General features: G+C 70.1%; 17 protein-coding genes and 1 riboswitch. Of the genes, 8 read left to right on the forward strand and 9 right to left on the reverse strand.

Annotated features, from left to right (window positions below; all coding sequences use genetic code 11):
* Positions 1–30 precede the first annotated feature (30 nt).
* Positions 31–178, forward strand: a riboswitch (TPP riboswitch).
* Positions 172–1,959 carry a phosphomethylpyrimidine synthase ThiC gene (gene thiC, locus ABZ934_RS15705; protein ID WP_361312904.1) on the forward strand — a complete coding sequence of 596 codons (1,788 nt, stop codon included), beginning with the start codon at positions 172–174 and terminating at the stop codon, positions 1,957–1,959. Its footprint overlaps the riboswitch before it by 7 nt.
* A gap of 121 nt (positions 1,960–2,080) precedes the next feature.
* On the opposite strand, the gene ABZ934_RS15710 is transcribed toward thiC, so the two are convergent.
* The 3 genes from ABZ934_RS15710 to ABZ934_RS15720 form a co-directional block, all read right to left on the reverse strand.
* Entirely contained in the window at positions 2,081–2,896 is an 816-nt protein-coding gene (locus tag ABZ934_RS15710; RefSeq protein ID WP_361312905.1) for a hypothetical protein, read from the reverse strand.
* Positions 2,897–3,044: 148 nt separating this feature from the next.
* On the reverse strand, positions 3,045–4,283 hold the full coding sequence (locus tag ABZ934_RS15715; protein WP_361312986.1) for a metallophosphoesterase: 1,239 nt from the start codon (positions 4,281–4,283) through the stop codon (positions 3,045–3,047).
* Positions 4,284–4,515: 232 nt separating this feature from the next.
* Positions 4,516–5,631: a LacI family DNA-binding transcriptional regulator gene (locus ABZ934_RS15720; RefSeq protein ID WP_190185544.1), complete on the reverse strand. Its 1,116-nt coding sequence runs from the start codon at positions 5,629–5,631 to the stop codon at positions 4,516–4,518.
* 362 nt (positions 5,632–5,993) lie between these two features.
* Between ABZ934_RS15720 and hisC the strand changes: the two genes are divergently transcribed.
* Entirely contained in the window at positions 5,994–7,076 is a 1,083-nt protein-coding gene (gene hisC, locus ABZ934_RS15725; protein WP_361312906.1) for a histidinol-phosphate transaminase, read from the forward strand.
* A gap of 66 nt (positions 7,077–7,142) precedes the next feature.
* Here hisC and ABZ934_RS15730 read toward each other — a convergent pair whose 3' ends face one another.
* A complete protein-coding gene (locus ABZ934_RS15730; protein WP_361312908.1) occupies positions 7,143–7,511 on the reverse strand; it encodes a cyclophilin-like fold protein in 369 nt (122 codons plus the stop codon).
* Between the two features lie 192 nt (positions 7,512–7,703).
* Between ABZ934_RS15730 and ABZ934_RS15735 the strand changes: the two genes are divergently transcribed.
* The 4 genes from ABZ934_RS15735 (at position 7,704) to ABZ934_RS15750 (ending at position 15,626) form a co-directional block, all read left to right on the forward strand.
* Complete coding sequence (locus tag ABZ934_RS15735) at positions 7,704–9,209, forward strand: cytochrome ubiquinol oxidase subunit I (protein ID WP_361312909.1); 1,506 nt, start codon at positions 7,704–7,706, stop codon at positions 9,207–9,209.
* Between the two features lie 18 nt (positions 9,210–9,227).
* On the forward strand, positions 9,228–10,229 hold the full coding sequence (gene cydB, locus ABZ934_RS15740) for a cytochrome d ubiquinol oxidase subunit II (RefSeq protein WP_361312910.1): 1,002 nt from the start codon (positions 9,228–9,230) through the stop codon (positions 10,227–10,229).
* A gap of 81 nt (positions 10,230–10,310) precedes the next feature.
* Positions 10,311–13,865 carry a thiol reductant ABC exporter subunit CydD gene (cydD, locus tag ABZ934_RS15745; RefSeq protein WP_361312911.1) on the forward strand — a complete coding sequence of 1,185 codons (3,555 nt, stop codon included), beginning with the start codon at positions 10,311–10,313 and terminating at the stop codon, positions 13,863–13,865.
* 24 nt (positions 13,866–13,889) lie between these two features.
* A complete protein-coding gene (locus ABZ934_RS15750; protein WP_361312912.1) occupies positions 13,890–15,626 on the forward strand; it encodes a GAF domain-containing protein in 1,737 nt (578 codons plus the stop codon).
* A 51-nt stretch (positions 15,627–15,677) separates the two neighbouring features.
* Here ABZ934_RS15750 and ABZ934_RS15755 read toward each other — a convergent pair whose 3' ends face one another.
* Positions 15,678–16,556 (reverse strand): Cof-type HAD-IIB family hydrolase, encoded by an 879-nt coding sequence (locus tag ABZ934_RS15755; RefSeq protein ID WP_361312988.1) that lies wholly within the window; start codon positions 16,554–16,556, stop codon positions 15,678–15,680.
* A 179-nt stretch (positions 16,557–16,735) separates the two neighbouring features.
* Here ABZ934_RS15755 and ABZ934_RS15760 point away from each other — a divergent pair, with 179 nt between their 5' ends.
* Positions 16,736–17,641 carry an LLM class flavin-dependent oxidoreductase gene (locus ABZ934_RS15760; protein ID WP_361312914.1) on the forward strand — a complete coding sequence of 302 codons (906 nt, stop codon included), beginning with the start codon at positions 16,736–16,738 and terminating at the stop codon, positions 17,639–17,641.
* 95 nt (positions 17,642–17,736) lie between these two features.
* Here ABZ934_RS15760 and ABZ934_RS15765 read toward each other — a convergent pair whose 3' ends face one another.
* The 3 genes from ABZ934_RS15765 to ABZ934_RS15775 all read right to left on the reverse strand — a co-directional run bounded on the left by ABZ934_RS15765 (position 17,737) and on the right by ABZ934_RS15775 (position 23,413).
* Positions 17,737–20,820 (reverse strand): tetratricopeptide repeat protein, encoded by a 3,084-nt coding sequence (locus tag ABZ934_RS15765; protein ID WP_361312915.1) that lies wholly within the window; start codon positions 20,818–20,820, stop codon positions 17,737–17,739.
* A complete protein-coding gene (locus ABZ934_RS15770; protein WP_361312990.1) occupies positions 20,817–22,688 on the reverse strand; it encodes an HSP90 family protein in 1,872 nt (623 codons plus the stop codon). Before ABZ934_RS15770 ends, ABZ934_RS15765 begins: the two co-directional genes overlap by 4 nt.
* Before the next feature lie 173 nt (positions 22,689–22,861).
* Positions 22,862–23,413, reverse strand: coding sequence for an RNA 2'-phosphotransferase (locus ABZ934_RS15775; protein WP_361312917.1), 552 nt, complete (start codon positions 23,411–23,413; stop codon positions 22,862–22,864).
* Between the two features lie 134 nt (positions 23,414–23,547).
* Between ABZ934_RS15775 and ABZ934_RS15780 the strand changes: the two genes are divergently transcribed.
* The gene (locus ABZ934_RS15780) at positions 23,548–24,465 is read left to right on the forward strand and encodes an aquaporin (RefSeq protein ID WP_361312918.1); all 918 of its coding nucleotides are present in this window, start codon (positions 23,548–23,550) and stop codon (positions 24,463–24,465) included.
* Between the two features lie 104 nt (positions 24,466–24,569).
* Here ABZ934_RS15780 and ABZ934_RS15785 read toward each other — a convergent pair whose 3' ends face one another.
* Positions 24,570–25,487, reverse strand: a complete 918-nt coding sequence (locus tag ABZ934_RS15785; protein ID WP_361312919.1) for a MerR family transcriptional regulator — start codon at positions 25,485–25,487, stop codon at positions 24,570–24,572.
* Positions 25,488–25,537: the final 50 nt, after the last annotated feature.

A 25,537-nucleotide genomic window follows, 5' to 3' on the forward strand; every position in this document is an offset into this window, starting at 1 on the left:
CGCCACAGATGACGCTAGCGTGGGGGCTACTTTGCACAACGCGGGAGCTCGGAGCACCGGGCTGAGAGGGCGCTGATCACCGTACGCACGCCGAAACGGCGGGTACGGGAGGAGGCTGCGTCGACCGCCGAACCTGTTACCGGGTAATGCCGGCGTAGGGAGATAGGTCTCATGACCATTCAGGATGCACGCACGCCTGCCGTCAGCGAGGACGCCGACGGCCAGACCGGGCGCGGGCCGGGCTGGCACAAGGGATATGTGGCGGGCTCCCGCCCCGACATCCGGGTGCCCGTCCGCCAGGTCCACCTCACCAACGGCAAGGACGTGACGCTCTACGACACGTCCGGTCCGTACACCGACCCGCAGATCGAGACCGACGTCCGCCGGGGTCTTCCCCCGCTCCGGGAGAACTGGATCATCGGGCGGGGGGACACCGAGGAGTACGCGGGCCGGCCCGTGCGCCCCGAGGACGACGGCATCAAGCACACCTCGCCGCGCGGTGGCCTCAAGAACCTCGACGCGGTCTTCCCGGGCCGCCCGCGCCAGCCCCGCCGCGGCCGGGGCGGCGCGGCGGTCACCCAGCTCGCGTACGCCCGCCGGGGCGAGATCACCCCGGAGATGGAGTACGTGGCGATCCGCGAGAACGTCTCCCCGGAGGTCGTCCGCGAGGAGATCGCCGCAGGTCGCGCCGTTCTTCCGGCCAACGTCAACCACCCGGAGATCGAGCCGATGATCATCGGCAAGCGGTTCCTGGTGAAGGTCAACGCCAACATCGGCAACTCCGCGGTCACCTCCTCCATCGAGGAGGAGGTCGACAAGATGACCTGGGCGACCAAGTGGGGCGCCGACACCGTCATGGACCTCTCCACCGGTCGCAACATCCACACGACGCGCGAGTGGGTGCTCCGCAACTCCCCGGTCCCGATCGGCACCGTGCCGCTCTACCAGGCGCTCGAAAAGGTCGACGGCCGCGCCGAGGAGCTGACGTGGGAGATCTACAAGGACACGGTCATCGAGCAGGCCGAGCAGGGCGTCGACTACATGACGGTGCACGCCGGCGTGCTGCTGCCGTACGTCCCGCTGACTGCCCGGCGCAAGACCGGCATCGTCTCCCGCGGCGGCTCGATCATGGCCGCGTGGTGCCTCGCCCACCACAAGGAGAACTTCCTCTACACGAACTTCGAGGAGCTCTGCGAGATCCTCGCGACGTACGACGTCACCTACTCGCTGGGTGACGGACTGCGCCCCGGTTCCATCGCCGACGCCAATGACGCCGCGCAGTTCGCGGAGTTGAAGACGCTGGGTGAGCTGAACACGATCGCCAAGCGGCACAACGTCCAGACGATGATCGAGGGCCCGGGCCACGTCCCGATGCACAAGATCAAGGAGAACATCGACCTCCAGCAGGAGATCTGCGAGGAGGCGCCGTTCTACACCCTCGGCCCGCTGACCACGGACGTCGCACCCGCGTACGACCACATCACCTCGGGCATCGGCGCGGCGATGATCGCCTGGTGGGGCACCGCGATGCTCTGCTACGTCACGCCCAAGGAGCACCTGGGTCTGCCCAACCGGGACGACGTGAAGACCGGTGTCATCACCTACAAGATCGCGGCGCACGCCGCGGACCTGGCGAAGGGCCACCCCGGAGCTCAGGAGTGGGACGACGCCCTGTCGGACGCCCGGTTCGAGTTCCGCTGGGAGGACCAGTTCAACCTGGCCCTCGACCCGGACACCGCCCGCGAGTTCCACGACGAGACCCTGCCGGCCGAGCCGGCCAAGACCGCGCACTTCTGCTCCATGTGCGGTCCGAAGTTCTGCTCGATGAAGATCTCCCAGGACATCCGTCGTGAACACGGTGGAGACCTCAAGGCCGAGGAGATCGAGGCCGGCATGGCGGAGAAGTCCGCGGAGTTCGCGGCCTCGGGCAACCGGGTCTACCTGCCGCTCGCCGACTGACGGCAGCACCGCGTACGGAGCGGACCCGTGACACATGGGGGAGTCGCGGGCCCGTTCCACGAGGGTGTTCCACGCTCCGCACGGATGTTTCACGTGAAACGCGTCTGTTTCACGTGAAACATCACTCCCCCTCGGGCTCCGAGCCGCCGAAGTCGGGGCTCGTGAAGTCCGGTGGGGCGTAGTCCGGACGTGGGCTTTGGGAGGTGGCTCCGGGGCTGGTGAAGTCCGGCCGGCTGTATCCGAGGCTGGGTATGCGTCCGGCATGCGGGGTCCGCGGGGCCGGATAGCCGGGGCCGGCGCTCGGATCGGCCAGTGCGTCCCGGAGGAACGGCATGATGCCGCGTTCCAGCAGGGCGTTGCGCCACGCCTCTCGGGCGCGCGAGAGCTCGTCGGGTACGGCCGCCGCCTCCTCGGCCGCGACCTCCGTGGAGCTGTTGCGGACGGCGGTCACGAGCAATCCGATCACCGCGAAGAGCAGTGCGGCCACGGTGAGCCCACCGAAGAGCCATCCCGCTGTCAGCATGGTCCGGGCAAAGGCCGGCTCGGGATCGATCATCTTGAGGCTGTAGCCCACCAACAGGAAGATCAGCATGGCGGTGCCGGCCAGGACCGGCGCGAGAACCGCGACAATGGCGCTCACGCCCGCGCCGCCGCTCTGTCCGTCCCCGTCGCCCTCGCCCGTCGTGCCCGGGGCCGACAGACGCTCGTCGCGCAATTGCGCGCGGACTTTGACGTAGTGGTCGTATTCGGCCGCGGCCGCGGCCGTCAGCAAGGCGGTGGCACTCATGGCCATGGTGCGCAATTGTTCGGCGTTCAGTCGTTCGCCCAAGGAAGCGAGTTCCGGCCGTTCGTTCGCCGTGCGCAGCGCCTCGTCGAGGAGCCGATCGAACTCCGGTCGGTCTTCGGTGAGCAGGTGCGGAGCGCTGGTCATGTGCATCCCCCGATGCTCCGTACAAGCCGGTATGCCCGCGTAGATTCGGGCGCCGGCACAAACGGAGGAGAGCCTGCTACGGATAGAGCGATGGTAGAGCGCCCATGCCACGAGGTGACAGGGGCTTTCCGGAAATACCCCGCTCGGTGAAAGCTCAGTCGCTCAGCGGGAGTTGAACAACGAGCAGCTTGCCGGCCATGGTCACGCCGCCGTCCATCGCAATGGCCAGGCCGTCCGCGTACACGTGCGGGCCGTCCACCGCCTCCGGTCCGTGGGAGTCGTCGCCGTCCTCCGTGCCCACCTCGCCGAGCAGGTAGGGGATGGGGCTGTGACCGTGCACGACACGGCCGCCGCCGTAGGTTCCCAGGAGTTCCCGTACGGCCTGGGGCCCCGTCTCCTCGTCCCGGAAGGCGAACCGCTTGGTGAACTTCCGGAACAGGTCCCAGGTGATGTCGGCATCGTTGCGCGTGAGCAGCTCGTGGATGGTGTCGTTGACGTCCTCGATGGAGTCGCCGTAGTCGAGGTACGCGGTGGTGTCCGAGTGCAACAGCAGGTGTCCGTCCTCCAGCGTGGCGGCGTCGAGCCGCGACATCCACTGGAGGTGCACGTCCTGGAGGCGTTCCATGTCGGTGCGCTGACCGCCGTTGAGCAGCCAGGCGGCTTGGAAGGTAGCGGTTCCGGCCCCGGACACGACCGGCGTGTCGCCGAAGCGCTTGGCGCCGATGAGCAGCAGTTCGTGGTTGCCCATCAGGGCCTTGCAGTAACCGCCGGCGGCGGCGGCCTCCGCGGAGAGCCGCATGACGAGGTCGATGACGCCGATGCCGTCGGGGCCCCGGTCGGTGAAGTCGCCGAGGAACCAGAGCCGGGCGTTGCCGGCGGACCAGTGGCCCTCGGCGTCGATCAGCCCCTGCGCCCGGAGTTCGGTGACGAGTTCGTCGAGGTATCCGTGGACGTCTCCCACGACGTACAGGGGGCCCGGACCGGTGGGCACGGACTCCTGGGGGACGTAGTGGACCTGGACGGTGTCACCGGGGCCTTCGACCGCTCCGCGGCCGATGACGGGCAGGTCGCGCTGCGTGGGCGTGTAGCCGTCGTCGTCCTCGTCCTCGCCGGACGGGGGCGCGGCCGCGGGAGTGGCGTCGGGTCCGGTCACGGGAGGCGGGGCGGCCTCGGGGGCGTAGGCGGGCCGCGGGGGCACCGGAGTGCCTTCCTCGTAGTACGCCGGGTATTCGCCGTAGACGGGAGCCTCACCGTAGACGGGAGCCTCGCCGGGCACGCCGACGGACGCGGTGTACGGGGCGGGTTCGGTGACGGGAACCCGGAAGTCCCGCAGCGTGTCCGTCCGCATCGCGGGTCCCTGACCGGCCCCCTGAGTCATCGACCCCTCCACCACCGTCGCACTGCCGTACACCTGCGGACCCTCTGACCTCCGTGGGGGAGGGTCCGTGATGTCGTGCGCCCATCATAGGAATGCGGCTCGCGCTCTGTGACGCACCAGGGGTGGTGAATCCTGGCCGGAGCCGTTCCTTCCTGCTGCTTTCTCCCGATTTCGGTGATTGTTTACGTCTCCGGCGGGCCCGTCGGCTCCGCCGGAGAGGCGCCAAGTCCCCCTCGCGGGTGGGTGATCAGTCCTGGGCGGGTGAGCGTGGCGGGCTGACGGTCGTACGGGGCTGCCTGCGCTGCGAGGAGGTGCGGATGATGAGTTCGGTCGGGACCACCTGCTCGACGGGTCGGCCGGTGTCGACTCCCTCGATGGCGTCGATCAGGAGCTGGACCACGGCCGTGCCGATGCGGCGCGGCTTGAGGGAGAGTGTGGTGATGGGCGGTTCGGTGTTGGCGTAGACGGTCGATTCGCTGCAGCAGACGAGCAGCAGGTCCTCGGGGACGCGCAGGCCGTAGCGACGGGCGGCGGCGAGCAGATCGGTGCCGTTCGGGTCGAAGAGCCCGTACACGGCGTCGGGCCGGTCGGGGCGGGCGAGCAGCCGATCGGCGGCGACGGCGCCCGCGCACGGGTCGTGGGCGGGGTAGGACTCGTAGACGGGGTCCTGGCCGACGCGCTCGCACCAGCTGAGGTACGCGGTGGTCGAGAGGCGGGTGTAGGTGTCGGTGGTGGTGCCGGTGAGGAGCCCGATCCTGCGGGCTCCGGCGGCGGCGAGGTGGTCGAGGAGGTTGAGCACGGCGGCCTCGTGGTCGTTGTCGACCCAGGCGGTGACGGGGAGGGACCCGGCGGGACGGCCGTCCGAGACCACGGGGAGGCCCTGGCGGACGAGCTCGCTGACGACGGGGTCGTGGTCGGAGGGGTCGATGACGACGGTGCCGTCGAGTGCGACGTTGGACCACACGTCGTGGCGGGAGGTGGCGGGGAGGATGACCAGGGCGTAGCCGCGGGCGAGCGCGGCGGACGTGGCGGCCCGGGCCATCTCCGCGAAGTAGGCGAATTCCGTGAAGGTGAAAGGTTCATCCCCGTACGTCGTCACTGTCAGGCCGATGAGGCCGGACTTGCCGGTACGGAGGGTGCGTGCGGCGGCGGACGGCCGGTAGCCCAGCCGGTCGGCGACTTCGCGAACGTGGCGGCGGGTGGCGTCGGGCAGCCGTCCCTTGCCATTGAGCGCGTCGGAGACGGTCGTGATGGAGACGCCCGCCGCGGCGGCGACGTCCCTGATGCCGGCCCGGCCCTGTCGGCCGCCGACCCGCCGGGTGGTCTCGGTCCGGCTCACCTGATGCTTCCCTGCTGCTGTCATGGCGAGCCGATCCTAGGGCTCGACGGGGTGGTTGGCCCGGCTGCATATGCACCCGTTGACAGGCACGATTCTGCACGGTTCGCCACCCCCAATGACCTTGGAATTAAAGGTAATTGGGGGTGGGCGGCGGGTGAGACGCTAGTCGGCGACGACGGGCCCGCCAAAACGGTGGGCTCCCGGGCGGTTCTCAACTCACCTGCACGAGGGACGCGCGCCACGGCGCAAGCCACCAGCGCGCGCATATATGCGCGCGCTCCCCCTGTGATCCTGGCGCCCGCCATTCTCTGATCGGCGGAATCCTCATAAGGTGAGCAGTATTGAGTCGACGGCGACGTCGACGGGACGGTCGAGGAGGACCTGCGGTGAGCGAGAAGAGCCCGAAGCTGCGCCCCGAGCTGGACGGCATCCCCACGTACAAGCCGGGCAAGCCCGCGGCGGCGGACGGGCGCGTGGCGTTCAAGCTGTCCTCCAACGAGAACCCGTACCCGCCGCTGCCGGGCGTCCTGGAGACCGCGGTCGCGGCGGCCGGCCACTTCAACCGCTACCCGGACATGGCCTGCACGGGCCTGGTGAATGAGCTGGCCGAGCGCTTCGGGGTTCCGGTCGAGCACATCGCGACGGGCACCGGCTCGGTGGGCGTGGCCCAGTCGCTGATCCAGTCGACGGCCGGCCCGGGCGACGAGGTCATGTACGCGTGGCGCTCCTTCGAGGCGTACCCGATCATCACGCAGATCTCCGGCGCGACGTCCGTGCAGGTCCCGCTCACAGACGGGGACGTGCACGACCTGGACGCGATGGCGGAGGCGATCACCGAGCGGACCCGGCTGATTTTCGTCTGCAACCCCAACAACCCCACCGGTACCGCGGTGCGCCGTGTCGAGCTGGAGCGCTTCCTGGACCGGGTGCCGTCGGACGTGCTGGTGGTGCTGGACGAGGCGTACCGGGAGTTCGTGCGCGACACGGACGTCCCGGACGGCATCGAGCTCTACCGCGACCGTCCGAACGTGTGCGTGTTGCGTACGTTCTCCAAGGCGTACGGCCTGGCCGGGCTGCGGGTCGGATTCGCGGTGGCGCACGAGCCGGTGGCCGCGGCGTTGCGCAAGACGGCGGTGCCCTTCGGTGTCAGCCAGCTCGCGCAGGACGCGGCGGTCGCCTCGCTGCAGGCCGAGGACGAGCTGCTCGGGCGGGTCGGCTCGCTGGTGTGCGAGCGCAAGCGGGTCTACGACACGCTGCTCGCCCAGGGCTGGACCGTGGTCCCCGATACGCAGGCGAACTTCGTCTGGATGCGGCTGGGGGAGCGGACCGCGGAGTTCGCGGCGGCGTGCGAGAAGGCCGGTGTGGTGGTCCGGCCATTCCCGGGCGAGGGCCTGCGGGTCACGATCGGTGAGTCCGAGGCGAATGACATCTTCCTGCACACGGCGGAGGCCTTCTTGAAGGAGATGTAGCCGTACCGCGGAAGGCAGGACCGGTGACGCGGGACCCGTGATGAGGGACCCGTGACGAGGAACCCGTTACGCGAGCTCTACGCGGACCGGGTCGCCGTCGCGGACGGTGGCCAGCAGGCGGGGGTCGCCGTCGAACGAGCCGAGCACATTGCACGGGCTCGCGAGGCGGCTCTCGCCGGCGCGCGAGATGGGCGTGGGGCCGTAGGGCAGCGCGAGCGCGTCGCCTTCGGTCCAGAACGCGACGGTGCCCGGCTCGACGACCTGCCGCGCGTCGTGCTCCAGTGCGACGGAGACGCCCGTGTCGAAGTAGACCTCCTCGCCCCAGGTGTTCGCGGAGGCGGAGATCGGGAGGACGGCGGCCAGGGCCTTGCTGGTCGGCGTCTCTTTCAGGGATGCGGTGAGCTGGCCGGCGGGCCAGGAGATTCGAATCTTCATGAGCCGCATTCAACAATCTGTTGAATCTGTTGGCTAGGGGTACCCCCCGATGAAAGATCGAAGAGCTGTGCGCCATAATGCTTGTGAATGTGAACGCGTTCACAAGCTCGGCCGTTTTGTCCTGCGTCGCGTGGGATGTGACAGGCGGAGTGAGGCTTTGACGATCCACGGCGACCCGAAGGAGATGACGACGTGGACTTGGCTCTGGCGCCGGAGACTCTGGCGCGATGGCAGTTCGGTATCACCACCGTCTACCACTTCCTTTTCGTCCCCCTGACGATCTCGCTCGCCGCGCTCGTCGCGATCTTGCAGACCGCCTGGGTGCGCACCGAGAAGGAGAAGTACCTCAAGGCGACCAAGTTCTGGGGCAAGCTGTTCCTGATCAACATTGCGATGGGTGTCGTCACCGGCATCGTCCAGGAATTCCAGTTCGGCATGAACTGGTCCGACTACTCGCGCTTCGTCGGTGACATCTTCGGGGCCCCGTTGGCTTTCGAAGCCCTGATCGCCTTCTTCTTCGAGTCCACCTTCATCGGGCTGTGGATCTTCGGCTGGGACAAGCTCCCCAAGAAGATCCACCTCGCCTGCATCTGGATGGTCTCGATCGGCACCATCCTCTCGGCGTACTTCATCCTCGCCGCCAATTCCTGGATGCAGCACCCGGTCGGCTATCGGATGAACAAGGAGACCGGGCGAGCCGAGCTCACCGACTTCCTCCAGGTCCTCACCCAGAACACGGCCGTCGCCCAGGTCTTCCACACCCTCACGGCGGCCGCGTTGACCGGCGGCGCGTTCATGGTCGGCATCGCCTCCTACCACCTGCTGCGCAGGAAGCACATCCCCGTGATGCGCACCTCGCTGCGGCTCGGCCTGATCGCCGTGGTCATCGGCGGCTTGCTGACGGCGATCAGCGGTGACACGCTCGCCAAGGTCATGTTCAAGCAGCAGCCGATGAAGATGGCCGCGGCCGAGGCGCTCTGGGACGGGGAGAAGAGCGCCCCCTTCTCCGTCTTCGCCGTCGGTGACGTCGACAAGGGCCACAACAAGGTCGCCGTGGAACTGCCCGGTCTGCTGTCCTTCCTCGCCGACAGCGACTTCGGCTCCTTCGTGCCCGGCATCAACGACGTCAACAAGTCCGAGCAGGCGAAGTACGGCCCCGGCGACTACCGGCCCGCGATCCCCGTCGCCTACTGGGGCTTCCGATGGATGATCGGCTTCGGTATGGCATCCTTCGGCATCGGCGCCCTGGGGCTGTGGCTGACCCGGCGCAGGTTCCTGCTGCCGGCCGCCCTGCGCACCGGCGACGACGAACGGCCGCACCTGGTCCTGTTCAAGACGGCCCTGAACCCGCGCCTCACCCGCCTGTACTGGCTGACCGCCATCGGGACGCTCGGCTTCCCGCTGATCGCCAACTCCTGGGGCTGGATCTTCACCGAGATGGGCCGCCAGCCGTGGGTCGTCTACGGAGTCCTGCGCACCCGTGACGCGGTATCCCCCAGCGTCACGCAGGGCGAGGTGATCACGTCCATGCTCGTCTTCACCGCTCTCTACGCCGTGCTCGCCGTGATCGAGGTCCGGCTGCTCGTGAAGTACGTGAAGGCCGGACCTCCCGAACTCACCGAGGCCGACCTCAACCCGCCCACCAGGATCGGCGGGGACGACAACCATTCCGACCGGCCGATGGCCTTCTCGTACTGAGGCTGAGGAGACCACACCATGCAACTCCACGACGTCTGGTTCGTACTCATCGCCGTCCTGTGGATCGGCTACTTCTTCCTGGAGGGCTTCGACTTCGGGATCGGCGTACTGACCAAGCTGCTCGCCCGTGACCGGCGGGAAAAGCGGGTCCTGATCAATACGATCGGGCCGGTCTGGGACGGCAACGAGGTCTGGCTGCTCACCGCCGGCGGGGCTACTTTCGCGGCCTTCCCGGAGTGGTACGCCACCCTCTTCTCCGGCTTCTACCTACCGCTGCTGATCATCCTGGTCTGCCTCATCGTCCGCGGTGTCGCCTTCGAGTACCGGCACAAGCGCCCCGAGGACAGGTGGCAGACCAACTGGGAGCACGCGATCTTCTGGGCCTCACTCATCCCAGCCTTCCTGTGGGGTGTGGCCTTCGCGAACATCGTCCGCGGCGTCAAGATCGACCAGCACAAGGAGTACGTCGGCACCTTTCTCGACCTGCTCAACGGGTACGCGCTCCTCGGCGGTCTCGTCACGCTCAGCCTGTTCACCTTCCACGGCGCCGTTTTCGCGTCACTGAAGACGGTCGGTGACATCCGGGACCGGGCGCGCCGGCTCGCGACCCGGTTGGGTGTCCTCACCGCAGTCCTGGCGCTGGTCTTCCTGCTCTGGACCCAGTTCTCGCGCGGTGACGGCACGAGCCTGATCGCCATGGTCATTGCGGTCATGGCCCTGGTCGCGGCCGTGGGCTGCAACATGAGGGGCCGCGAGGGCTGGTCGTTCGCACTGTCCGGGATCACCATCGCGGCAACCGTCGCGATGCTCTTCCTGACGCTCTTCCCGAACGTCATGCCCTCCTCGCTGAACGACGGCTGGAATCTCACGGTCACCAACGCCTCCTCCAGCCCCTACACGCTCAAGATCATGACCTGGTGCGCGGCGGTGGCCACCCCGGTCGTCCTGCTCTACCAGGGCTGGACGTACTGGGTGTTCCGCAAGCGGATCGGGACCCAGCACATCGTCGACGCGCACTGACCCGGCCCGCACTGACCCGGCCGGGGCTGTCTCGCCCGGCGGCCGACTCTCCCGCTTGACCCTCCCGAGGGGATGTTTCACGTGAAACCGATCGACCCGCGCCTGCTGCGCTACGCCCGTTCCACCCGCCTCTTCCTGGCCGCGGTGGTGGCACTCGGGCTCGCCGGGGCGGGGCTGATCGTCGGACAGGCGATGCTCATCGCCGAGATCGTGGTCGGTGCCTTCGAGAAGGGGCTGGGTGCCGGGACGCTCCGGACGCCACTGCTGTTGCTCGCGGCAGTGGCGCTGGGGCGGGCGCTGATCGCCTGGCTCACGGAACGTGCCGCGCACCGGGCCGGCGCTGCGGTCAAGTCGGAGCTACGGGGTCGGTTGCTGGACCGGGCCGCGGACCTCGGGCCCGGATGGCTGAGCGGGCAACGGACCGGTTCGCTGGTGGCGTTGGCCACCCGCGGCGTGGACGCGCTCGACGACTACTTCTCCCGCTACCTTCCCCAGTTGGGGCTCGCGGTGGTCGTGCCCGTGGCAGTGCTCGCCCGCATCGTCACCGAGGACTGGGTCTCGGCGGCCATCATCGTCGGCACGTTGCCGTTGATCCCCCTGTTCATGGTCCTGATCGGCATGGCGACGCAGTCGCGGATGGACCGCCAGTGGCGACTGCTGTCCCGCTTGTCCGGGCATTTCCTGGACGTGGTGGCGGGGCTCCCGACGCTCAAGGTGTTCGGGCGGGCCAAGGCCCAGGCCGAGTCCATCCGCAAGATCACCGACGACTACCGCCAAGCCACGATGCGGACCCTGCGCGTCGCGTTCCTGTCCTCGTTCGCCCTGGAACTGCTGGCCACGCTGTCGGTGGCCCTGGTGGCGGTGACCATCGGCATGCGACTCGTCCACGGGGACCTGGACCTGTATACCGGCCTGGTCATCCTGATCCTGGCGCCGGAGGCGTATCTGCCGCTGCGCCAAGTGGGAGCGCAGTACCACGCGGCAGCGGAGGGGCTGTCGGCCGCAGGGGAGATCTTCGAGGTCCTGGAGGAGCCGGCGACCGCTTCGGCCGGGACCGGCGAAGTGCCGCAGCGCGGTTTGCGAGTCGAGTTCGACGCGGTGGCGGTCCGGTACCCCGGACGAGGTGCGGACTCTCCGGGCCCCGTTTCGCTGATCGTCGAACCGGGAGAGTGCGTCGCCCTCACCGGGCCGAGCGGCTCGGGGAAGTCCACCCTGCTGCACGTCCTGCTGGGCTTCGTGACGCCCACGGCCGGGCGGGTACGGGTCCAGGAAACGGACCTGGCGGAACTGGCTCTGGAGCAGTGGCGGGAGCGGATCGCGTGGGTGCCGCAGCGGCCACACCTGTTCGCGGGGACCATCGCCGAGAACGTACGGCTGGCCCGGCCCACCGCCCCTGACGATGCGGTGGCCCAAGCACTCAGGGACGCCGGGGCGTGGGAGTTCGTGGCAGGGCTCCCCCACGGCCTGGACACACCGCTGGGTGAGGGCGGAGTCGGACTGTCCGCCGGTCAGCGCCAGCGGCTGGCGCTCGCGCGGGCGTTCCTGGCTGACCGACCGGTGCTGCTGCTCGACGAGCCGACTGCGGCGCTGGACGGCGAGACCGAAGCGGGCATCGTGGACGCGGTCCGGCGCCTCGCGGTGGGTCGGACCGTACTGCTGGTGGTGCACCGCCCGGCCCTGCTCGCGATCGCGGACCGGGTGGTGCGGCTTCCTGCGGCCGATCCGGCGGCGGAGGCCGGCGGTGCGCCGGCTCACGGATCAGCCGAGACGGTCGGGCGGGAGGCCGGGCGGGTCGGTGCCGAACCGTCCGGTCCCGGGGAATGGATCCTCGGCACGGCGCCCGAACGAACCGGTAAGGAGCAGGGACGGAGCACGGGTGGTGAGCACCCGCTGGCCCGGGTCCGGGCGGTCGCCAGAGCCTGGCAAGGGCGGTTCCGTCTCGGTCTGCTGCTCGGTGCGTTGGCAGTGGGGTGCAGCGTCGGGCTGATGGCCGTGTCCGGCTGGCTGATCTCGCGGGCCTCCGAACAGCCGCCCGTGCTGTATCTGATGGTGGCCGTCACCGCCACCCGCACCTTCGGCATCGGCCGGGCCGTCTTCCGCTACGCGGAGCGGCTCGTCTCACATGACGCGGTGTTGCGGATGCTGGCCGACCTACGGGTTTCCGTGTACGCACGACTGGAACGGATCGCTCCCGCCGGACTGCGCGAACAGCGACGAGGAGATCTGCTGTCCCGGCTGGTCGCCGACGCGGACGCTCTTCAGGACTACTGGCTGCGTTGGCTTTTGCCGGTCGGCACCGCCGTCCTGGTCGGATCCGGTGCGGTCACCTTGACCGCCTGGCTCCTGCCCGAGGCCGGGGCGGTGCTCGCCGCCGGACTGCTCATGGCGGGTGTGGGAGTGCCGCTGGTGAGTGGCGCCGTGGCCCGCCGCACGGAGCGCCGGCTCGCGCCCGCCCGGGGCGAACTCGCCACCCATGTGGCCGATCTGCTCACCGGGACCGCGGAGCTGACCGTGGCCGGCGCGCTGGAGAGGCGGAAGGACGCCGCCAAGCGGAGCGACCTGAATCTGACCGGGATCGCCTCGCGGGGCGCGGCCGCGACCGGACTGGGCAGCGGCCTGTCCACCCTGGTGTGCGGGCTGACCGTGGTGTGCGCCGCGGCCCTGGGTGCCGAGGCGGTGGCCGGCGGCCGACTGGCGGGGGTGGCGATGGCCGTGGTCGTGTTGACACCGCTCGCCGCGTTCGAGGCCGTCACCGGGCTTCCGCAGGCCGTCCAGTACCGGCAGCGCGTGCGCCGGAGCGCCGAGCGGATCTACGAGGTCATCGACGCGCCCATGCCGGTCAGTGAGCCGGCCCAGGCCGCAGGATGTCCCGCCTCGCCATTCCCCCTGAGGCTTACGGGCATCGCGGCGCGGCATCCGGGCCAGGAACAGGACGCCCTGCACGGGCTGGACCTGACTCTCGAAGCGGGCCGCCGCATCGCCGTCGTGGGGCCCTCCGGCTCGGGCAAGACGACACTGGCGCAGGTTCTGCTGCGGTTCCTGGACCCGCGGGAAGGCTCGTACACCCTCGGCGACACCGAAACGCGCACCCTCGACAGCGACGATGTCCGTAGCCTTGTCGGGCTGTGCGCCCAGGACGCGCACCTCTTCGACAGCTCGGTCCGGGAGAACCTGCGACTGGCCCGAACCGACGCGAGTGACGCCCGGCTGCGGGACGCGCTCGCGGCGGCCAGGCTGTCGGAATGGGTCGACAGTCTCCCGGACGGCTTGGACACCCTGGTCGGAGAGCACGGCGAGCGGATCTCCGGAGGGCAGCGTCAACGGCTGGCGCTGGCCCGGGCGCTGCTCGCGGACTTCCCGGTACTCGTTCTGGACGAACCGGCCGAGCACTTGGACCTGCCGACCGCGGACGCGCTGACAGCGGACCTGCTGACCGCCACCGAGGGTCGCACCACCGTCTTGATCACGCACCGGCTCGCGGGCCTGGACGCGGTGGACGAGGTGCTCGTACTGGACCGGGGACATGTCGTACAGCGCGGCGCGTACGAGGAGCTGGCCACGGTCGAAGGACCGCTGCGACGGCTCCTGGAGCGTGAACGGGCGACCGAGGGAACGTTGGCCGACTTTCCCAGCTAATGGGGACTAACTAGGCTCAAGGGCATGTCAGGGGAGCAGTCTCAGGAATCGCCGGAGCCGTCACGCGCATCACCGGACCCGCTGGAGGCCGCCGCTCAAGCGACCCGCGGTCTCCAGGGGCTGTCCACCGAACTCACTGCCCGGGTGCCGCAACTGCTGGAGGCCATGCGCTCGGTCGGCACCGGCCTGGAACTGCATTCGACGCTCGACCGCATCTGTGAGACGGCCGCCGAACTGGCCCATGCCCGCTACGCGGCCATCGGTGTCGTCGATACCGACCGCCGCGGCCTGTCCGACTTCGTCACCTTCGGCCTGAGTGAGGAGTTGGCGCGCAAGATCGGGCACCGCCCGGACGGGAAACGAGGCCTGCTCGGGGCGTTGATCTCGCACGCTGACACGGTGCGGCTCCCGGATTTGACGAAGGACCCGCGTTCCGCCGGCTTCCCGGCTCACCACCCGCCCATGAAGTCGTTTCTCGGCGTACCCATTCGGGTTCAGGGAGAGATCTTCGGCAACCTCTACCTGGCCGAGAAGAACGGTGGCGGCGAGTTCAACGACTACGACGTCCACATGGTCCGCGTCCTGGCCACGGAGGCGGGCATCGCCATCGGCAACGCCCGGCTGTACGAGGCCGCCACCCAGCGCGAGCGGTGGATCGACGGCTCGGTGGCCGTTACCACGGCTCTGTTGTCCGGAGGGGATGCGGACGACGCCCTCGCCGTGGTCGCCGAGCAGGCCCGCCGACTCGCCGACTCAGCCGCCGGGATCGTGATGCTGCCGGCAGAGGAGGGGGGAATGGAGATCGTCGCCGTCTCCTCCGACAACCCGGCCACCTCGCTCGGTGTGGTGATCCCGCCCGAGAGCCCCGTGGTGAACGAGCTGCTGAGGGGAGAACCGGTCTTCGTCGAGGACGCCGCCGCGGATGCCCGCATGATCAGCCGGCTCACCAGCCAGTACGGACCCTGCATGATGCTGCCCCTGCAGAGCGGCGGGCGGGTGCTCGGCGCGTTGGTGACCCCCAGGGCGCGGGGCGGCCGCCCGTTCAGTGAGGCCGAACGCACCTTGGCCACGCAGTTCGCCTCACAGGCGGCGTTGGCGCTGATGATGGCCGAGGCTCAGCGCGACCGGGAACGGTTGGCGGTCTTCGAGGACCGTGACCGGATCGCCCGTGACCTGCACGATCTTGTGATCCAACGGCTGTTCGCGACGGGGTTGATGCTGGAGGGCGCGCAGCGCCGGTCCATCGTTCCCGAGGTTCGTGACGGCGTCGGCAAAGCGGTGGACGAGCTGGACGTGACGATCCAGGAGATCCGTACGGCGATCTTCGCGTTGCAGCAGGGACCGGCGGAGGCCCCCTCGGGGCTGCGTACCCGGGTGTTGCGCGAGATCAACATGGCCGCCGTACCGCTGGGGTTCAAGCCCGCGCACCGGTTCATCGGCCCGATCGACGCGGCCGTCGACGAGCTGGTCGGCAAGAACCTGATCGCTGCACTGCGCGAGGCGCTGTCGAACGCGTTCCGCCACGCGGAGGCATCCCGGATCGAAGTCCTGCTGGACTCCACGGTCCATCTGGCCGACGGGCGGCCGGGGGTACGGCTGGAGGTCGCCGACGACGGCGTGGGTATCGCGGAGGGCGGTCGACGCAGCGGTCTGCGGAACCTGCGCCGACGGGCCGAGTCGCTGGGTGGCGCGAGCTGGTGTGGCCCCGGCATCGCCGAGAACGGCGGCGGGACCACCGTCGTATGGGAGGCCCCGCTCTAGGGCGCCGTGTCCCTGCGCCCTCGTGTCCCTGTGCCCTGGTGAGACGCCCGCCTACCGGGCGACGCCTGCGCTCAGAATGCGTTCGATGACGAGGGCCACCCCGTCCTCGTTGTTGGCGACCGTCCGGTCGGAAGCGCTCGCGAGCACATCCGGGTGGGCATTGCCCATCGCGTACGAGGTGCCGGCCCAGGTCAGCATTTCCAGATCGTTCGGCATGTCGCCGAAGGCGACGACCTCAGCCGGCGAAATACCACGTTCGGCACAGCACAGTGCCAAGGTGCTCGCCTTGGACACTCCGGACCCGCTGATCTCCAACAGCGACGTAGGGCTGGAGCGCGTGATGGACGCGTAGGCGCCCGCGGCGGAGCGGGCCAGGGCGAGGAAATCGTCCGGCGCCAGTTCCGAGTGGTGGGCCAGCAGTTTCAGCACGGGAGCCGCGGTGTCGTCGAGCTCCTCGCTCAGAAGCTTCTCAGCGATGGCGATCGTGGCATTGGGGTCCTGGAAGGTCGGTGGATAGGCCGGCTCGTAATTGATACCAGTGGTCAGTTCGACGGCGAACGACGTACCGGGCGCGGCAGCCCGGAGCGTGTCCACGACCGTCTGTGCGGCGGCCCGGGGCAGCGGCCTGACCTGGACGAACTCGCCGCCGGCGTGGAGGTCGACCACGGCGGCCCCGTTCGCGCAGATGGCCAGGCCGTGGCCGTGGACGTGATCGCTCACCACACCCATCCAGCGGGCCGGGCGACCGGTGACGAAGAACACCTCGATACCGGCCTGCTCGGCGGCGGCGAGCGCGGCGACCGTGCGGGCAGAAACGGTCTTGTCGTCGCGCAGCAGGGTGCCGTCGAGATCGGTGGCGATGAGCCGGGGAGCGGAGTTTGGCCCGTCCGGGCGCTGAGGAGCCGAGGTCACCGCTCCATCTTCACCCATGGGACCACGCCCCCAGACCAAGATCAGCCAAGCCATCTCCATGGCATGTTTCACGTGAAACCACGCGCGTTCGTTTCACGTGAAACAAGTGCTGCGTCCGATGTTTCACGTGAAACATCAGTCGGCCGCTGCGCTCCGGGGTGCGCGGTTGTCACGTGGGGCACCGTACGCTCGAACGCATGAGCCTGCGTTTGAGCACTGTGATCCTCCCGGTACGGCCTTGGCACGAAGGAGGCCGTGACCAGTGGGTCCGGGCCGAGCGGCTCGGGTTCCACGCCGCCTATACCTACGACCACCTGTCCTGGCGGACCTTCCGGGACGGCCCGTGGTTCGGTGCAGTCCCCACGCTGACCGCAGCCGCTGCCGTCACCGACCGGCTGCGCCTGGGCACGCTCGTCACCTCGCCGAATTTCCGGCACCCTGTGACGCTCGCCAAGGACCTCATGTCGCTGGACGACATCTCAGGCGGCCGTATCACCCTGGGCATCGGTGCCGGCGGTAACGGCTTCGACGCGACGGCGCTGGGCCAGGAGCCGTGGACGCCGCGAGAGCGGGCCGACCGCCTGGCCGAGTTCGTGCCGCTCCTCGACCGGCTGCTTACCGAAGGGGCCGTCACGCACCACGGCACCTTCTACTCCGCCGAGGAGGCCCGGAACATTCCGGGCTGTGTCCAGCGGCCGCGCCTGCCCTTCGCGGTCGCGGCGACCGGCCCGCGGGGCATGAGGCTTGCCGTCCGGCACGGCCAGGCGTGGGTGACGACCGGCGATCCGAAGCTCGCGCAGGACGGGACGCCCGAGCAGTCTCGGGAGGCCCTGCGGGGGCAGGCGGAGAAGCTGGACAAGGCACTGGCCGACATCGGACGGGATTCCGCCTCCATGGAGAAGATCCTGCTCACCGGCTTCACCCCGGAGGGCATGGGGGTATTGGACTCCGTCGACGCGTTCGTGGACTTCGCGGGCCGCCACCGGGAGCTCGGTTTCACCGAGCTGGTCATTCACGCGCCGATTCCGCACTCCGACTTCGCGGCCGACGAGGCCGTCTTCGAGCGGATCGCCACCGAGGCACCCGCCCAGCTGAACGGCTGAGCCAGAAGGTCGCGTCTGCCGCTTCCGGCCGTCTGCCCCCGCCGATGGGCGGTGGGGGCAGACGGAGCAGGACAGGCCAGCACACAAGACAGATGTCAGGACAGCAGGCCGGCCACGATCCGTTCGGCCTGCGGCAGCACCCACTCCGGTACCGCCCCTTCGGGCAGGGCCCGAATCTCCTCGATCAGCGCCGAGATCCGGGCGGCGCCTGCTTGCGGGCGGTGCAGCTCGTGCTCGGTCCAAGCGGCGTTGTTCAGGCACTGGAGGCGGTCCTGGATGTACTCGGGGCCCAGCTCGGCGTAGAGGCCGGCCGCCTGCTCCCACAGCAGGATCTCCTCCAGGCGCAGTGCCTGGATCTCGGCCCTGCCCTCCCGCAGCGCGCCGGTAGCAGGAGCGCCGGTAGCCGGAGCGCCGTCGGTTCCGCCCGCTTCTCCGGCGGCCTCCTCCCGCGCAGTCACCCAACGGTCCAGCACCTGCGCCATCTGGTGCCAGGTCTGGGCGAGCTCCGACCTCAGCTCCCGGGACCGAGGGTCATGGGCGAGCGCCGATGCCAGTACGTCGGCCGCCTCGTCCATCCGGGTCCGCGCCGCCGTAACGACCGCCTCCGTCACGTCAGAACGCAGTCCCAGCCAGGCCAGCGAACGCAGGATGCGCACCTCGGCGACCGGTGCGCCGCCCGCCTCCCGGTGCAGCCGAAGGGCCCGCTCGTAGGCGGCGACCGCTTCGACCACCAGTCCCGCCGTGGAGAGCTGATCGGCGGCCGACTGGGCGAATCCCGCCTGCGGACGCGAGTCCTCCCAGCCCTGGGCGATCTCCGCCGCCCGCAGGTACTGCTCGGCCGAGGGTCGCCATTCCCGCAACTCGCGCAGGAGATCACCCAGGAATTCGTGGGCGGCGACGGCCTGACCCTCCCCGTGCTCCAGCAGATCCGGCAGGGCCGACTGCAGCACTTCCGCCGCGTCGGCGGTCCGGCCGATGCGGGCGTACGCGCGGGCGAGCAGCAGCCGGGCCTGGGCGCCGCCGTCGGCGCTCAGGCCGGCCTGGTCGAACCAGTGGGCCGCGGTGAGCGCGTGCTCGGCCGCCTCTTTCGCCCCGTCCGTGCGGGGGCCCTCGGCGCCGTCGTCCGGTGTGTTCGCGCGGCGCAGGAGGATGTCGGCGAGCGTGAGTCGTACGACGCCCTGGGTTTCGGCGTCGATCACCTCCGTGACATGCCGGCAGGCGGAACGCGCGGCTTCCTCGGCCTCTTCGGGCCTACCGAGTGACGACAGCACACCGGCCCGCAGGACCAGTGGGTCCACCGCGTTCCAGGGACGGCCCGCGTCGATCCCCCGCGCCGCGGCGGAGGCCAAGAGGGACGAGGCATGCTCCGGGTCCCCGTGGGCCAGAGTCACTCGGCCCAGTAGTTCCTCCGCCTCCGCCGCCACGTCGGGAAGCGGCTGCGCGTAGGCGTCGATGAAGGCTGCGAGCTCGGCGGACATCTCAGCGTGCCCGTGCCCCTCACGGTGCCCGTGCCCGTCTCCTGGTCCGTGGGCGTGCTCGGTGGCCTGCGCGGGCTCTTGGACCGAGCGCAAGTACGAGTCCACACGGATCGACGCCAGTTCCGCGAGGGCGATCCGGCGGGTTCGCAAGGGGTCCGCCGGGTCCAGGGACTCGGCGTCCCGCACGGCTCCTCGCAGCAGCTTCTTGATCTCGGCCGGATCGGCCCCCGACTGCGCGGCGACGGTCGCCAACCGCAGTTGCGCGAGGGCCGCCCGTTCCGCCTGCCCGAGAGCCCGGTACGTGTCACGAACGGCAGTCAGCAGTTCCGCCGCGTCGGCGGCCCCACCGCGGGCGGCCGTCAGCGCCCGGTGATCCGCGACATCGGCCGAGATCAGCGGGTCCACCTCGTCCGCGGGGAAGGCTTCCAGCCGTGCGGCCACCTCGGTCCACAACGCGTCCGCGGCCGGATGCCCCTGATCGCGCGCCGCCCGGGCCCGGCCGACCAGCTCGGTGAGGTCACCCGACACGGCCTGGACCGGGGCCGCCACAACCGCCGGCGCGGGGCCGCCCGATGGGATGGACGGCAGGGCGTGGCTGCGCACGCCCAGCGGAAGCATCCCGACCAGCGGCTCCCGCTCGATCCGTGCGAGGAACCGGTCGGAGATCCGCGTCGTGCCGTTGCGTACGTCGAAGCGCCGGGCGCTGTCGAGCGCGCCGGCGAGCAGGGTGTCGTACAACTCGGAGACGCTGTGCGGTACGCCGTTGTAGGGGACGGCCGGGCTCTGACCATGGCCCAGTTCCCTCAGCCGGCGGAGCAGTACGAGGACACCGCCGTGGAAGACCAACTGGTCGCGGTCGTTGGCCGGCGGGCCCATGTGAGGGGCGTGCTCGGCGAGGATCTCCAGACCGCGCGACTCGTTGCCGGTCAGCGCGCAGAACTCGATGTGCTTGCCGACCGAGGGCAGCAGACTCTCGTTGCCCCGGACCAGGCGGTAGCCGCGCAGGTGATGGGAGCGGGCCTCATCGAACCGGCCGAGCCGCAGCAACGGAAGCAACGAGGCGGCGAGGACCCGGTGGGGCTCCTCGGCGCAGAGGCGCTGTCCTTCCAGCACGGGCTTCCAGGCGTCCAGGGCTTGGGCGTCGTCGCCGCGCAGAGCCGCGTACTGCCCCTGGCTGTTGTCCTCGCAGGCGTGGCAGTCACTCATCCCGTCGCGTTCGGCGCCGCGCCAGGCGTCGAAGGCGCGTTCGGCCCGCTCGTCGTCACCGGTCACATCGGCGAGCCACATCTCGGCCTCGCGCACGGGCCGCTCGCTGTACCCCGCGATCCGGTAGCGGCGCTCCATGTCGTCCAACCAGCCCGCCGCGGACTCCAGCGGAATGTCGGGAGAGTTGTTGATGGCCGTGGCCACCCACTTGAACTGCCAGAACAGCGAGTGGGTGGCGCTGTCGGAGAAGGAGCCGGGGTCCTTGTCGTACTCCTGGAGCAGCCGGGCGAAGGGCACCAGCAGCTTGGGGGACTCGGCGCTGTAGAGGTAGGCGTTGATGAGGTTGTCCAACGCCGCCCGGAACAGGTCCGGGTCCCCGCTCACCTCGGCCGCGCCCGCCAGCGCCTCGGCGTGCGCGTTGCGGGCGGCACCGCCGGGTGCGCCTCGGTTCTCCGCCAGACCGTGCTCGATCTCCTCGCGCGTCAGCGTCGTCACTTCTGGCCCTCCTGGCCGTCGTTGGAGTGGGTCGCCCATTCCAGGAGACCGAGGAACGCCCGGTTGAGCAGAGCCGAGTCGGCGGGGCGCAGCGGCCGCTGGGACATCAGGAGCGCCTGCCCGTACAGCGACTCGACGGCGGTACCGGTGAGCGTCTCGTCGGGGAGCCCGGCGATCCGGCGGATCAGCGCATTGTTGTGGTTCAGGACGAGGCGGGCGCGTGGTGCGGAGCCGCGGAGGGCGCCGAGGATCCCGGTCCAGAGGGAGTCGGCGCTGTCCAGGGCCGCGGTGCGGTCGCGCTCCTGACGTGCCTGCCGGTCGTCCAGGTAGAGCGCGGGGACGGCGACGGGCTGGAAGGCGCGCAGCACCACGTCGCAGCCCTGCGGTTCGAGTCGGGTGCGCGCGGTGGACAGGAAGGCCGCGAGGGCGAGTTCGACAGTGGTCGGGACGGGGTCGAGACGCTCGGTGACGGCTCCTGCGTCCAGTTCCGTGACCTTGAGTTCGGGTCGTACGGCGGGCAACAGGGCCAGGAGGTCGGCGTCGTACGTGTAACCGGCGTTGATGACGCCGAGGCCGTGGGCCGCCGCGATCGGGGCGATCTGGCGGAACTCCTCGACGGTGCGCGTGAAGTGGATGTCACGGTGCGCGGCGGCGAATTCCTCCAGGCTCATCGAGCCGTCGCTGGTCTCGAACGGCAGCCAGGGCAGCATCAGGCCGAGCAGTTCGGCGTCGTGCCGGGCCAGCGACTTCACCCCGAGGTGGTGGACGCTCAGGAACGCGGCCAGCCGTTCGGGCTCACCAGCGGCCAGCTCGGCGAGCCAGGTCCGGATGCGGGATCCCAGCGCTTCCCGCACGGCGGCCAGGGTCTCGTCGTCGTACAGGTTCTCGCGGGAGGCGGTGGGACGCAGTGTGTCGGTGTCCAGGACGACGCGGACGAAGAACGCCCAGTCGGGCAGCAGGTTGTGCGCCTGGTCGGTGAGCAGCATGCCCTTGAGGTGGACGCGGTGGCCGGACCGGTGGGCGGGGCTGGTCGGTTCGGGCAGGACGTACGCGACGCCGCGCACTCCGGCGACGGGCAGGTCGAGATCGATGCTGTCGAGCGGGGTGAATCCGAAGATCCGGGCGCAGTGGCCGGCCAGCGCGACCCGGCGTGCCGTCGGGGTCGGATGGGGGCGGTCCCACACGGCCGGCCGGTCGGTGATGGAGCGCGGCGCGTCATCCGGTCCGGCCTGGAAGGTGATGTCGTGGGGGAGCAGAGAGCCGTAGTCGCGTGCGAGCTGCTCGACCTTGGCCGGGACCATCCACTCTTCGGCTCCGGCGCGGGCGCGCAGCAGGACGGTGGTACCGGGTTCGGGCCGGGCCTCGTGGTCCAGCTCGCGGACGGTGTACGAGCCGTCGTCCGTGGCCAGCCACTCGACGGGGCGCGCGGTGAGGTCGCGGGCGGACCGGGTGATGACGCGGATCTCGGTGGCCACGACGAAGCAGGCCAGCAGACCGATGCCGAACTGCCCGAGGAATTCCTTGCGCGCCGTCTCCAGGCCGTGTTCGCCCCCGCGCTTGGAGCTCCTGCCGATGGTGGCGAGGAGGGAATGCGCCTCGGTGGCGGTCAGTCCGATGCCGCTGTCCGAGATGCCGACCTTTCCGGGCTCGGCCCACATCCGGATTCGGACGTCCGCGTCCGGTTCGATGGCCCGGCGTGCCGTGATGGCGTCCACGGCGTTCTGCATCAGCTCGCGTACGTAGACGCGCGGGCTGGAGTAGAGGTGGTGGGAGAGGAGGTCCACGAGCCCGCGCAGGTCGACCTGGAAGCTGTTGGCGGCTGGTTCGGGCGGGGACGTCGTTGCGGACTGGGCCGTCGATGCGGACAGGCCCGTCGATTCCGGCGTGGTTCCCGGCGAGCTCGTCGATTCCGGTGGGGTCGTGGACGTCATGCAGCGTCACCTCGTCTGGTCGCGTGAGTGGTTCGGCGATCGCGAGGTGCCCCCCTCACCGATCCCGGAATTGAGGAACAGGGTAGGGGGATGATCTGACAATCTCCGCGTCAATTCCCGGACTGCCGGAAGCGCAGGAACCGCGGCGGCACCGCGTCGACCAGCCAGACACCGTTGGCGCTGACCCGGAAGACATGTCCGGCCGCGTGCATCGCGGCGGCGTCCACGGCGAGTACGACCGGCCGTCCGCGCCGGGCGCCCACCCGGGTCGCGGTCTCCCGGTCGGTGGAGAGGTGGACGTGGTGGCGGGCCATCGGCCGCAGCCCTTCGGAGCGGATCGCGTCCAGGGCGGGGGCCACGGTGCCGTGGTAGAGGTACGCGGGCGGCTCGGCCTCCGGCAGATCGAGGTCCACCGCGACCGTGTGGCCCTGGTTGGCCCTGATCCTTGTTCCCTCGACGGCGAAGCGCTGTTTGTCGTTCGTGGCGACGACGTGGTCGAGCTCGGCCCGGCCGACCGAGAAGCCGTGGGCCGCGGCCGCTTCTAGCAGTTCGTCGATCGCCACCCAACCCTGTGGGTCGAGCACCAGTCCGATCCGTTCCGGCTGATGCCGCAGGTGTTTCGAGACGTATCGGGACACCTTCACGGCGCGTCTGTCGTCCATCGTCCCAGGGTGCCGCCTGGAAGGCGGTGAGAGCAGCGATTTTTCGCCGGTCCCTTGAACTCCGACGCCCCCTATCGTGTTTCCAAGATACGGAATACATTTTCCGATTAATCGCTACCCAGGGGGGAGAATCCATGACAATCGATGCTTCGCTGCCGCGCCGTGCCGCCGCCGAGCTCATCGGCACGGCGGGACTGCTCGTGGTGGTGATCGGCTCCGGGATTCAGGCCACGGCCCTCAGCCGTGACACCGGTGTCGCGCTCATCGCCAACTCGCTCGCCTCCGCCATCGGTCTGGGTCTGATCATCACCCTCTTCGGCCCACTCTCCGGCGCCCACCTCAACCCGGTGGTCACCCTCACCTCCTGGTGGGCGTGGCGGTCCGGTGGCGAGGGGGTGGGCGGCCGGGACGCCCTCGTCTACGCCACGGCCCAGACGGCCGGGGCCATCGGCGGGGCCGTCCTCGCCGAGGTCATGTTCGGCCGCGTACCGGGAACCTTCGCCACCCAGGTCCGCGGCGGCGGGCACCTGCTGATCGGTGAGATCGTCGCCACGGCGGGACTGATCCTGGTCATCCAGGGCCTCGGACGCATCGGTCGCCCACGGCTGATCCCGGCGGCGGTCGCCGTCTACATAGCGGCGGCGATCTGGTTCACGTCCTCGGGATCCTTCGCGAACCCGGCCGGCACCGTCGGGCGTGCCTTCAGCAACTCGTTCACCGGGATCGCCCCGCAGTCGCTGCCCGGTTTCGTCGGAGCGCAGTTGCTCGGCGGGGCCCTCGGCCTCGCGCTCGCCGGGTTGCTCTACGGCGCCGAGCGCGGAAGCCGGCGCGGCGGCGCCGAAGTACCGCTCCGGGAACCCGCAGTCCACCATCCGGAGCCCGCCGTGCACCATCCGGAACTCGCCCCGAACCATCCCGGGCCCGCCCGGAACCACCCCGGCACTGTCCTCGACCCGGCGGTAGCCACTTCGGGCCCCGCAGGTACCCCTGAACCGGCCACGCCAGTGGCTGATATCCCCCACCCGAAGCCGGCGGACACGGTCTCGCTGTGAGCCCCGCACCCCGTTGCCCACAGGTACGGTCGAGTTGTCCACAGCCGGTTCGGCGGGTTTTGGCGGCAAGAGCGTGATTCGCCCTGTGGACTACCGATCGAGCACTACCGGCCGCCACCCCGGCCAGCCAGCTCGTTCATCGTCCGGGCCTGGAGTTCCCGCTCCGTGGCGGCCCGGATGAACTCCGCGACGTGCTCGGGACCCACCAGGTCCCGCACCGCCCGCACCGTCTCGGCCGGCAGCGGCACCGGCGAGGGCCCCGCGGCCTGTGCCGTTCCGGCGGCACCCAGGTGCTGCTGCAGGTGCCGGGTCGCGAAGAGCCGCATCGCCCGAGCGAGTTCGGCGTCCACCGTCTGCTGGGCCAGCGGCCGCAGCCTCCGTACCATCGTCGCCGCCTCGGCGGCATCCGCGTCCGTGGGCGGGACGGGGCCCAGGTAGCGGGCGAAGACGTGCTCGGTGGTGAACTCCAGGAACCGCGAGGCGATGTGTTCCACCTGACCGCGCAACTCCCGCAGGTGCCCCGTGATCGCCGGCAGCGGCACGCCGGCCGCGTACAGCTCGGCGGCGACGGCCAGCTCCTGCGGGGAGGGAACGAGGAACTCGTCGGGCCGCCCTGGGATCCGCTCCAGCACTCCCAGCTCGCACGCCTCCCCCACCGCGTCGTCGTCGGGCCGGCCCCCGAACCGCTCGTTGAGTTCCGCCCGGCTGATCCGCGCGGCCTCCTCGTCGGTCCACGGCCCGTGCACCTCGGCGACCAGACCGAGTACGCCGCCCAGCCCGCGCCCCGCGTCCCACGCCTCCAGCAACTCCTTGATGGAGGCCAGCGTGTAGCCGCGGTCCAGCAGGTCCGCGATCTGCCGCAGGCGCGCCAGATGCGTGTCCCGGTAGACATTGGAGCGGCCGCGCCGCTCCGGCTTCGGCAACAGCCCGCGGTCCTGGTAGGCGCGGATCGTGCGGACCGTCGCCCCGCTGTGATGCGCCAGATCCTCGATCCGGTACTCGGCCAGCGCCTGATCGGACAATCCCGGCTCCCTACGACATGGCGGCTCGGCCGGCCGCGCCCGCCGCGGCC

Origin of the sequence: Streptomyces sp. NPDC046557, assembly GCF_040645975.1 — a bacterium.
Lineage (GTDB): Bacteria > Actinomycetota > Actinomycetes > Streptomycetales > Streptomycetaceae > Streptomyces.